This window comes from Xanthomarina spongicola (assembly GCF_003148645.1).
Taxonomy (GTDB): Bacteria; Bacteroidota; Bacteroidia; order Flavobacteriales; family Flavobacteriaceae; genus Xanthomarina; species Xanthomarina spongicola.
The window spans coordinates 103,594-112,777 of sequence record NZ_QGGP01000008.1 but is presented as its reverse complement, the minus strand read 5'-3'; the positions used below and the strand labels follow the sequence as shown (position 1 = coordinate 112,777).

Genomic DNA, 9,184 nt, shown 5'->3' with positions numbered 1-9,184 from the left:
GGAGGTGGATTACAAGTAACCATAACAGTTATGGATGAAAATGGAAATTCAACGTCATGTCAAGCAGATGTTTCCTTAGTAGATGCAGGAAACCCAATACCAGATGTAGCAACATTACCAGATGCTATAGGTCAGTGCGATGTAACTTTAACGCCACCAACAGCAACAGACGCTTGTTCAGGAGTCATTACAGGAACAACAACAGATCCAACAACATATACAACACAAGGCACCTTTACAGTGACTTGGACTTATGATGATGGAAACAACAATAGTGTGACACAACAACAAACGGTTATTGTGGATGACACAGAAGCACCAGTAATTACATGTATCCCAGATGATGTAAGAAGTACAGATCAAGGGAATTGCGATTACACGATTCAAGGAACAGAATTTGATGCGACTTTTACAGATAACTGTACATCAGGAAGCATTAGCAATAGTGTTAATGGTGGTTCTAGTTTAGCAGGAGAAGTATTCACATTAGGAGCAACAATAGTAACATGGACAGTAGACGATGGACATGGAAATGTAGTAACATGTTCAACTACTATAACAATTGAAGATAATGAAGCACCAGAAATTACATGCATCTCAGATGATGTAAGAAGTACAGATCAAGGAAATTGCGATTACACGATTCAAGGAACAGAATTTGATGCTAGTTTTACAGACAACTGTACAGCAGGAAGCATAAGCAATAGTATTAATGGCACCTCTAGTTTAGTAGGTGAAGTATTCACATTAGGAGCAACAACAGTAACATGGACAGCAGACGATGGACATGGACAAGTTGTTACCTGTACGACTACAATAACCATAGAAGATAATGAAGCACCAGTAATCTCATGCATCCCAGATGGTGTTAGAGATACAGATCAAGGCGTATGTGAATATACCATACAAGGAACAGAATTTGATGCAACTTTTACAGACAATTGTACATCAGGAGTCATTACAAATAGTATTAATGGTACTGCAACTCTTGCAGGTGAAATATTACAAAAAGGAGACACGAATATTACATGGACTGTAGATGATGGCAATGGCCAAGTGGTTACTTGTGCAACTACAATTACAGTTGAAGATAATAAAGCACCTATTGTAGACTGTTTAAGCTTACAAGTACAGCTTGATGAGTTTGGTAATGGAAGTATTGATATTAGTGATATCAATGGGAACTCTACTGATAATTGTGAAATTGCAAGTGTAACTCTTTCTCAAATGAATTTTGATTGTAATGATATCGGAGGAGATTTAGACACCTTATTAATTTCAGAATATATAGATGGTTCTGGTAATGATGATTGTATTGAAATCTTTAATGGAACAGGTAATCCAGTGAATCTATATACTGAAGGATATACCTTAAGGTTTTATTACGATGGTAGTACCTCTTACTCAGAAATACCATTATTAGGAGTTATTGCAGATAGAGATGTTTATGTTATTTGCAACCCATTTGGACCAGGTGCAACCCAAGCAGATCAAACAGGAGGTTTTGCCTTTGATGGTAATGATGCGATTGCCTTATCACGTGCTGGTAATGTAGTAGATATTATTGGAGAAATAGGAGTGAACCCAGGAACAGGATGGAATGTGTCTCCTAATACAACTTTTGGAACAACATTGGTTAGAAATAGCGATGTATTATATGGAAATGTTACAAGTGTTTCTGGTATCGGTTCAGAGTGGACGCAATTCCCACAAAACAACATATCTCATTTAGGATATCATGATATAGAAATTACAGATTTAGCTAATAATGTGATATTAACTGTAACAGATACAAGTGGAAATGTGTCTACTTGTGAAGGAAATGTAACTGTAATTGATAATACACCTCCAGAGGCAATTTGTCAAAATGTGGTTGTTCAGTTAGACGCAAATGGGGTTGGAAGCACAACAGCTCAAGCAGTAGATAATGGTTCTAATGATGCTTGTGGAATAGCAAGTTTAACATTAGACAATGCAGACTTTACTTGTGCTGATGTTGGAACTAATACTGTAACGCTTACAGTAACAGATAATAATGGAAATACATCTACTTGTACAGCTACAGTAACAGTAGAAGATAATGTAGTTCCAACAGTAATAGCAAATGATATTACAGTACAATTAGATGCCAATGGGGATGTAAGTATTACGCCTTCTCAAATTGATGGTGGTTCAACAGATAATTGTGGTATAGCAACAAGTGTTGTTGCTCCAAATTCATTTGATTGTTCTAATATTGGACCAAATACAGTTACTTTAACTGTAACAGATATCAATGGTAATGTCTCATCAGATACTGCAATTGTTACGGTTGAAGATATGGTTAATCCACTTGCAGTTTGTAACCCAATAACGGTTATGCTAGATGCTACAGGTTCTTACACCTTATCACAATTTGATATGGATGATATTGCAAATGGAAGCTCTGATGCTTGTGGAATAGCTAGTTTGTCAGTCTTCCCAAATGTCTTTGGATGCGATGAAATAGGTGATAATACAGTGACATTAACTGTTACAGATAATTATGGTAATACGGACACATGTACCACAACAGTAACAGTTGAAGGTATTGTTCCAGAAGTTACAATTACACAAGGTGAACTTCCGGAATTCTGTCAAGGAGCAGTTGTTGTATTAACTGCTAATAGTGCAGAAGCTACCGAGTATTTCTGGAATTCTGGAGAAACGACTCAATCTATTGAAGTAGATGGAAATGGTATTTATGGCGTATTAGTAACATCGGCTACAAATTGTACTACCTATGCTGAATATGAAGTTACAGGATTTGATGCAGGCTCATTAATAGCTGCTTATACTATTTTAGCAATTGACGAGGTATATTTACATGGAGGAAATTTAGTGCAATCAGGAGGAGTAGGAGCTATGAATCCTAATACAGGGAACATAAAACTACATCAAGCCACTAATGTTGTCGAGTTTGCTCAAGCACCTACTATTACTTTAAATCATGGTAGTACAGTTGGAAATTCCATATTTGCAGCTGCTAATCTAACTATTCCACCATTTGTGTATAATACCTATTCAAATAGCAGTAGTCTAGACGCTACCATAAATAACAATCAAACAATTACTTTAACAGACGATGTGTATGATGTTGTAACAGTTAAGCAGAATGCTACAGTTATTTTTAGTCAGTCGAATGTGTACATCAATGAATTAAAAACATTTGATGGAGCAAGTATTGAATTTGCAGGTTGTGCTAATGTCTTTATTAACGAAAAGTTTATGTTAGCTCAAAATGGTACAATTAATTCAAATGGAAATAAAGTGGTATTCTATGTAAATGAAGATGTGCAAATTGAAAAAGGTTCTGACGTTCGAGCGAGCATTCATGCCTATAACCATGAGATAATGGCTAAAGGTCTTAATAGTAATGGGAATAATGGTGGTGAGCCAACGTATATGACAGGACTCTTTATTGCCAAAAAAGTTCATGGTAATAAAAATGTTATTTGGAATGCTGATGACTTATGTAGTCCGTGTCCAATATCAACACCATTAAATGGTACTAATGGAGAACAAGAAAATGTACAAAGATCGTTAGAACTGCATTTAGATGCTTGGCCTAACCCTTCAGATACAGATTTTAACTTAAGATTGAAAACTGATAATTTATTAGATATAGCTGAGATAAATGTATTTGATATGAATAATAGATTAGTCCATAAAGGAGAATTCAAACCAGAAGAAGTTTACACGTTTGGTAACGAATTTGATGGAGGTGTCTATTTAGTAAAAGTGACACAAGCAGGTAAAGATGTATATACTAGAGTTGTAAGATTTTAAATAGAATAATTATAAAAAGTCTAGCCCTAAATATTTTTTAGGGCTAGACAATAATTTACTACATTTAGTAGCTTTTATTTTGATTGAAAATCAGACAGATAGAATGATAATTTGAATTAAATAATTAAAAAGATGTTACTTTTTAATTTATTAAACGATAATGAAAAATAAATACACAACCTTTCTTTTTCTATTTTTTATATCTATTTACTCTTATAGTCAATGTTCTCCTGATGTTACACCACCTGAAATAATATGTCCAGGAAATATTATTGTAGCTTGTCCTCTAGAGGTTGGTTCTATTGTTCCAACTACATCAGATAATTGTGGCTCAATAGTTTTACAAACTTACACGTTAACTGGAGCAACAGTTCTGTCTAGCCCAACTACAGGTATTAATGATGCTAGTTCAGTTATTTTTCTAGCTGGTACAACAACAGTTACTTATACGATAGAAGATGCAAGTGGAAATTCAGCAAGTTGCAGTTTTACTGTAATTGTAAACGATTTCACAAATCCAATTGTAGTATGTCAAGGAGATATTACAACTACTAATGATTCAGGTCAATGCTCAGCTTACGTAAATATGTTTGCTTTAGATGTTTTTCCAACGGCTTATGATAGTTGTTCAGGAATATCAACAGTGGCTTCAGGTATTCCACCTGGTGGAATATTTCCAGTTGGTACAACTACTGTAATTTGGACAGTTACTGATGCTGCTGGAAATTTTGAAACTTGTTCGCAGAATGTTACTGTAACAGATGATGAACTACCAACAATAACATGTCCAAATAATATATCAGTAAATGCTATTGCTGGACAGTGTGATGCCAATGTCACTATACCATTGGTTGTGGCTTCAGATAATTGTTCCATTTCTTCAGTAACCAATGATTTTAATGGTGGAGGAGCAGATGCCAGTGACGTTTATCCCCTTGGAACAACAACTGTCACTTTTACAGCAACTGCTATAGATGGTAATGTGGTAAGTTGTACTTTTGATGTTACAGTAGTGAATGTTCAAAATCCAGTAATTACTTTATTAGGCGATAATCCTATAACAATAGAAGCATGTGGTACTTATTCAGAGTTTGGTGCTACAGCAAATGATACGTGCATAGGAGATATTTCTGGAGATATTATCATTGACGATTCCAATGTAGATACAAGTCAAGTAGGCACTTACATTGTTACTTATAATGTTACTAATGCTAATGGAAATACAGCTATTGAAGTCATTCGAACTGTTAATGTTGTTGATACTACAAGTCCTTCATTAAGTTTGGTAGGAGCAAATCCACTAACAATTGGTGATTGTTCAACTTATACTGAACTTGGAGCTCTAGCAATAGATCCTTGTTTTGGTGATATTTCTGGAAATGTTGTTATAGATAACTCTTCTGTAGATACAAGTACTTTAGGTACTTACATTGTAACTTATAATGTAACAGATGCTTCAGGAAATTCAGCAATACAAATAACCAGAACAGTAGAAGTTATTGATGTAAGTGGTCCTGAAATTATATTAGTAGAACCAAACCCACAAATTATTGAATTGTGTTCTCCTTATGTAGAACTGGGTGCCACAGCAATAGATCCTTGCTTTAATATAGATTATACATCAGATCTTGTTATAGATACATCTGCATTAAATATAAATATCGTTGGATCGTATCCTGTAACTTATAATGTAGTAGATGTCCATGGTAATGTAGCAGAAGAAGTTATTAGAACAGTTGAGGTTGTAGATACTGTAATGCCTACAATTACCTGTCCAGGAGATTTGATTATAAATTCTGATACTGGAAATTGTTCTGCTATAGTAAATTATAATATCCAATTTACAGACAATTGTCCAGGTGAAACAGTTATACAAACATCTGGCTTGGCTTCTGGTTCTGCTTTCCCTATTGGTATAACCACCAATACCTTTGAACTAACGGATGCTCATGGAAATATGGCAACATGTTCATTCACCATTACTGTGAATGATATAGAAGTTCCTACAGTTGTTTGTCAGGATATTAGCTTACAATTAGATTCGAATACTGGGACTATAACTCTTTTACCTTCAGATATAGATAATGGATCTTCAGATAATTGTAATTTTAATTTGAATGTATCACAATCTACATTCGATTGCAGTCATATTGGAGTAAATACAGTCACATTAACCATAACTGACGATTCTGGAAACTCTAGTTCCTGTGATGCATTTGTTACCATAACAGATTTAAGTGAGAATGCAGACGTAAGTATTATAAGTTCATCTTCTAGTATTTGCCAAAATGAATCTGTTTTATTTACTGCAACGCCAATTAATGGAGGCTCAACCCCTTTTTATCAATGGCAGATAAATGGTATGAATCAGACTGGAGAGACTTCAAGTACATTTACATCTTCGGCACTGCAAAATGGAGACATTATTACAGTAATAATGACTTCAAGTATGTCAGCCTGTGCTTTACCAATAACAAGTAATTCAATAACAATAATTGTAAATGATTATAATGCTCCAGCAGATGCTGGGTTAGATATAGTTAATACAATCTGTACAAATACGACTGTTACTCTAGCAGGAAATGCCATAACAGGTAGTGGTTCTGTAGGCCTTTGGACGGTTACTTCTGGGCAGATAAGTGGGTTTTCATTTTCTGATGCAACAAGTCCAACAGCTACTTTTATAGGAGACATTGGGGAAACATATACCTTAACTTGGACTATTGACAATCCAGAACCTTGTATAGATACAAGCGATAGTATGACTATAACTTTTATAACCTGTAATGCTTTAGATTTTGACGGAGTTGATGATAATATTACATTTCGTGATAATTATAATTTAGGAAATACGTTCTCATTTGAAGTGTGGATAAAGTCTGATGTTACCAATAATAACATTCAAACTATTTTGTCTAAACGAGAATCGAATAATTTAATGGATGGATATGATTTAAGATTGGTAAATAACATCATTTCTTTTAATTGGAATAATGGACAATCTTTAGCCTCACCATTTCCTATAGATGCGAACAAATGGTATCATCTAGCAATTACTTATGGAAGTGGAACGTATGTTTTGTATATCGATGGCATAGAAGTAAATAATGTTAGTGGTGCAGCACCAATAACGAATTCAGTTGATTTTATAATTGGAGCCATGGACCAAACATTAATAGTGCCTTTTAAGCCACTTAATTATTTTAATGGAGGCATGGATGAATTACGAATTTGGGATGTTGCTTTAACAGAAGCCCAAATTAGGCAGATGATGAATCAGGAAATCAACGATAAAAATCCATCTTCAAATACTTCAGATGGACCAGTTTATGGTTCTGTCTTGCCTTTGCCAATTTCTGAGCTTTCATGGGCAGGTTTAAATGGGTATTACCAAATGAATCAGAATACAGATTTATCTAGTGGTAGTTTAATATCTATAAGCAATACTATTGATGGTGTTTTACGATATATGACCACCTTGCAACCTGAAACTGCACCAATACCTTATCAAACAGTTGCAGGTGGCAATTGGGTTAATCCAAGCACCTGGCTCTATGGCAATACACAAGCAATACCCAATAGTATGGGAATTGATGGCGCTACAATGGTTGATTGGAATATAGTAAGGAGCTCACATAACATCTCGTCAAGTGATGCTAATTTAACACTGCTTGGATTAGAAATTAATGCTAATACCTTGCAGATACGAAATACCGATTCATCTGATGGGCAAAGTCTTCGCATATCGAACTATTTAATTATAGATGGGCTAGACACGGTTTTAAAATTAGTGGGTGAATCACAATTACTTCAAGATACTGGTAGTGTAATTGATTATTCAGGAACCGGAAAATTGTATCGTGATCAACAGGGAACAAGTAACTATTATAATTATAATTATTGGGGATCTCCAGTAAGTGAAGATGGTTATACGTTTGCATTACAAAATATACTTTATGATGGAGCTCAGCCTGTACAATGGACTACAGCTCATAATGCTAATCCAAATACCACACCAATAACAATGAGTAGTCGTTGGTTGTATTTATATGAAAATTATCCTATTAATTCCTATGCTGATTGGCATGCAATAAATGAAGATGACCCTATCGATGTTGGTTTAGGTTACCTTATGAAAGGAAGTGGGAATACTGGACCTGAACAAAATTATACCTTTGTTGGAAAACCTAATAATGGCACAATTAGCTCTCCAATAACTCCTAATTATGAAGCATTAGTTGGTAATCCTTATCCTTCAGCGATTGATTCACATGAGTTTATAAATGATAATAGCGGAAGTATTCTTGGTGCTATTTATTATTGGGAACATTACACCACAAATGACACGCATGTGATTTTTGATTATCAAGGTGGTTTTGCTGCATATAATTTGTCAGGAGGTAATCCAGCTGTATCTCCTCCAGAAGTTAGTGGTTTAGGAGCACCATCTAAAATTCCAGAAAGATATATACCAATAGGACAAGGGTTTAATGTTAATGGAAGTGTCACTGGTGGTTCAGTTGTGTTTGAAAATGATCAGCGAGTATTTGTAAAAGAATCTGTTACAGGGGTTTTGGATGATGGATCGGTATTTATGAGAACAACAAGTGAAACACAAAATAATTCAGAACCTATTCAACGCGTTCGGATTGATTTTACGACTCCTGAACAAGCTATAAGACCAATTATGCTGGCTTTTGTTTCAAATAATTTAGCCACTGATAGTTTTGATTTTGGTTATGATGCAATTAATACCGAAAGCTTACCTAACGACATGTCTTGGATGATTAATGATGAACCATATATTATTCAAGGTGTTGGTGATTTTGATATAACTAAACAATATCCAATAGGTATCTTTCTAGAAGAACAAGGAACTATAAAAATATCCTTGAGAGCTTTAGAGAATTTTGACACAAATATTGATGTGTTTGTATTTGATTCTTTAATGGGAACCTATACAAATATTAACAACATTGATTTTCAGATAACCTTAGACGCTCAGGATTATCTTAACAGGTTTTATATAACCTTTATGCAATCAGAAATACTTTCTACAATTGATAATGCATTAGAAAACATAGGAGTGTTTTTTATAAATAACACTCAGGAAATTCTTGTACAGACTCCAAATAATATAGATGTAGAAGAAGTTTATTTAATTAATATGTTAGGACAAACGGTTAAATCATGGAACACTAAAAACCTGTCATTATCTGATGAATTAAGAATCCCTGTTAAGCAAATTTCAGAAGGAAACTATATTGTAAAAGTATTAACTACAGCAGGAATAACTACTAAAAAAATAATAGTCAAGATTTGATTTATGTTGTTATGGCATCGCTTATTGTTTGCATTTCTAAATTAATTCAAAAAA

The 9,184-nt window shown here is 34.3% G+C and carries 2 protein-coding genes; both read left to right on the top strand.

The features are described 5' to 3' along the window. Window positions 1–3,807, top strand: a 3,807-nt coding sequence (locus LX78_RS13325; protein WP_146192586.1) for a T9SS type A sorting domain-containing protein, incomplete at its 5' end; no start/stop codon positions are given. A 160-nt stretch (window positions 3,808–3,967) separates the two neighbouring features. Further along, window positions 3,968–9,130, top strand: a complete 5,163-nt coding sequence (locus LX78_RS13320; RefSeq protein WP_109683272.1) for an immunoglobulin-like domain-containing protein — start codon at window positions 3,968–3,970, stop codon at window positions 9,128–9,130. The last annotated feature ends 54 nt before the right edge of the window (window positions 9,131–9,184 follow it).